We start from the raw sequence: 2,504 nt of genomic DNA, 5'->3' as shown, positions 1-2,504 counted from the left end.
GCTACCGGGAGTCCGGGGTGGCGGTGGAGGTCCTGCCCGCGGACCTGACCGAGCCCGCGCAGCTGGCCCGGGTGGGCCGCAGGCTCGCGGACCCCGACGTCGCGCCGGTGGACCTGCTGGTCAACAACGCGGGCATGGGGCAGCGGGGCTCGTTCCTCACCACCTCGGTGGACGACCTGCAGCGCCAGCACGACCTGAACGTCACCAGCGTGCTGCGGCTGACCCACGCGGTGCTGCCGGGCATGATCGACCGCGGCCGCGGGGCGGTGGTGAACGTGTCGAGCGTGGCGGGGTTCCTCCCGGGCAGCGGCTCGACGTACACCGCCGACAAGGCCTGGGTCACGGCCTTCACCGAGGGTGTGGCGGCGTCGCTGACCGGCACCGGGGTGAAGGCGCTGGCGCTGTGCCCCGGGTTCGTCCGCACCGAGTTCCACGAGCGGGCCGGGATCGACCCCGGCTCGCGGACCGGCCCGCTGTGGCTCGACGCCGCACGGGTCGTCGACGACTGTCTGGCCGACCTGGCAGGAGGCCGGGTCGTGTCCGTGCCGAGCCTGCAGTACAAGGCGATCTCGTCGGTGGTGGGCGTGCTGCCCCGACGGTTCGTGCGCAGGCTGGTGGCCACCTTCGACCGGGAGCGCTGAACGCGAGTGAGCACCTACACCGACACCGACCGGCTGCGCCTCGCCGAGCTCGTCCGCGAGCTGGGCGTGGTGCACGGCCGCGTCACCCTGTCCTCGGGCAAGGAGGCCGACTACTACGTCGACCTGCGGCGGGTCACCCTGCAGCACGAGGCCGCCCCGCTGATCGGCACGCTGCTGCGTGCGCTCACCGCGGACTGGACCTACTCCTCCGTCGGCGGTCTGACCCTGGGCGCGGACCCCGTGGCCGACGCGATCCTGCACGCCGCCGCGGCCGAGCGGGCGGAGAACCCGGCCGTGCTGCCCGTCGACGCCTTCGTGGTCCGCAAGGCCACCAAGGAGCACGGGATGCAGCGGCTCATCGAGGGCCCGGACATCGCGGGCCGTTCCGTGCTGGTCGTCGAGGACACCTCGACGACCGGTGGCTCGGTCCTGCAGGCCGTCCGCGCGGTGCGCGAGGCGCAGGCCACCGTCGTCGGCGTGGTGACGGTGGTGGACCGCGACACCGGGGCCCGGGAAGCGATCGAGGCCGAGGGCGCGCCGTACCGCGCGCTCCTCGGCCTCGCCGACCTAGGGCTCTAGCGACCCGCCCCACCCCGGCCGTCGACGCCGGGTCGGGTCGCCTGCGACCTAGACGACCTTGATCCGGACCACGTCGAACGCCGGGGTCTGGTTGGCGCGCTGCATCATCGGGATGCGGTGCGAGCCGTCACCGGCCCACACGGCGCACTGCGCCAGGCCCGCGCTCTTCAGGCCGGTGACCGGCACCGTCACGCTGCTCTCCCCGGCGCCGCCCTGGTTGTCCTGGGTGGCGAGGAAGAAGTCCGGGGCCGGGGCGGCGTCGGGCGCCGCGTCGGTGGTGTCGAGCATGCGGCAGGCGGTGTGGAAGTGGCCGCGCTGGATGCCCTCGCCGTTCAGCACCGAGCTCTCCAGGTAGTAGCCGCCCGCGGCCGCGCCGAGGAACCGGTCGCGGACCAGGTTGCGGGTGCTCACCTGCAGGTCGAACGCCTCGCCCACCTTCACCTCGGTCGGGGCGTCGGTGATCAGCAGCGACGGGTTCTGGTCCTCGCCGCTGACCTCGCCGAAGGCGGTGTCGACGCAGGCGGGCGCGACCTGGAAGCCGGTGTGCTCGGGGAGCTGGGAGCCGGAGCAGTCCCGGGCCAGCACGTCCAGCCCGTTGTTCTCCTGCGCGGGCTGCTCCTCCTCCTCGGCGGGTGCCTCGGACTCCGAGGCGGCCGCGGACTCCGAGGTCGCCGGGGCCTCCGACGTCGTCGGGGCCGCCGACTCGGTCTCCTCGGCCGCGCCCTCCTGGTCCTCGGCGCCCTGCTGCCCCTGAGCGCCCTGCGGGTCGCGGCCCTGGTCGGTCGCCCCCTGCTCGTTCGAGTCCGGTTCGGGGGCCTGCTGGGGCCGGGTCTGGGAGACGTTCTGGGTGGACCCGGTCTGGCCCTGCGCGGGTGCGGCACCGCCGCTCTGGAAGCGGTCGGAGGCGATCGCGTAGTCGCAGGCGGTCGGGACCAGCACGACGACGGCGGCGGCCGCCGTGGTGGCGAGCACGCGTCGGAACCTGCGGGCCCGGGCGGTGCCGGGGGTGTCGGTCTGGGGAGCCATCAGCGGGTCAGTCCTCGGGTCGGGGTGTGGGGGGAGCGGGTGTCGGCACGGCCGTCGCCGAGCAGGTCGTCGAACCGGAAGGAACCGGACGCGGAGCTCGCGGAGCGGGCCATGGAACCGGTGTCGGAGGGCCGCACGCGGCGGCGTCGTCCGGTCTCGGAGACGGAGGGGTGGCCACCGGAGTCGCTCACGGCGGTGGCGGTGCGGCCCGCGGCCGGGAACGCACCGGAGTCGGCGCCGGCGACGCGGTGGCCGCCG

4 protein-coding genes are annotated in these 2,504 nt (G+C 74.8%); 2 read left to right on the top strand and 2 right to left on the bottom strand.

Annotation, left to right across the window (positions count from 1 at the left end; all coding sequences use genetic code 11):
* Positions 1-641 (top strand): SDR family NAD(P)-dependent oxidoreductase (locus H5J29_RS29065; RefSeq protein ID WP_181784172.1); only part of this gene is annotated, 641 nt, incomplete at its 5' end.
* A gap of 6 nt (positions 642-647) precedes the next feature.
* The gene (gene pyrE / locus H5J29_RS29060) at positions 648-1,220 is read left to right on the top strand and encodes an orotate phosphoribosyltransferase (RefSeq protein WP_181784171.1); all 573 of its coding nucleotides are present in this window, start codon (positions 648-650) and stop codon (positions 1,218-1,220) included.
* Between the two features lie 48 nt (positions 1,221-1,268).
* Here the strand turns inward: pyrE and H5J29_RS29055 are convergent, their stop codons facing one another.
* Together H5J29_RS29055 and H5J29_RS29050 are read right to left on the bottom strand one after the other, a co-directional pair.
* Positions 1,269-2,246 carry a Pecanex-like protein 1 gene (locus tag H5J29_RS29055; protein WP_181784170.1) on the bottom strand — a complete coding sequence of 326 codons (978 nt, stop codon included), beginning with the start codon at positions 2,244-2,246 and terminating at the stop codon, positions 1,269-1,271.
* A partial coding sequence (locus H5J29_RS29050; protein WP_181784169.1) for a hypothetical protein occupies positions 2,246-2,504 on the bottom strand: 259 nt, incomplete at its 5' end. The genes H5J29_RS29050 and H5J29_RS29055, both read right to left, overlap by 1 nt.

This window comes from Pseudonocardia pini (assembly GCF_013870575.1).
GTDB lineage: Bacteria > Actinomycetota > Actinomycetes > Mycobacteriales > Pseudonocardiaceae > Pseudonocardia > Pseudonocardia pini.
The sequence above is the reverse complement of the archived record's forward strand: the minus strand, read 5'-3'. Positions and strand labels throughout refer to the sequence as shown.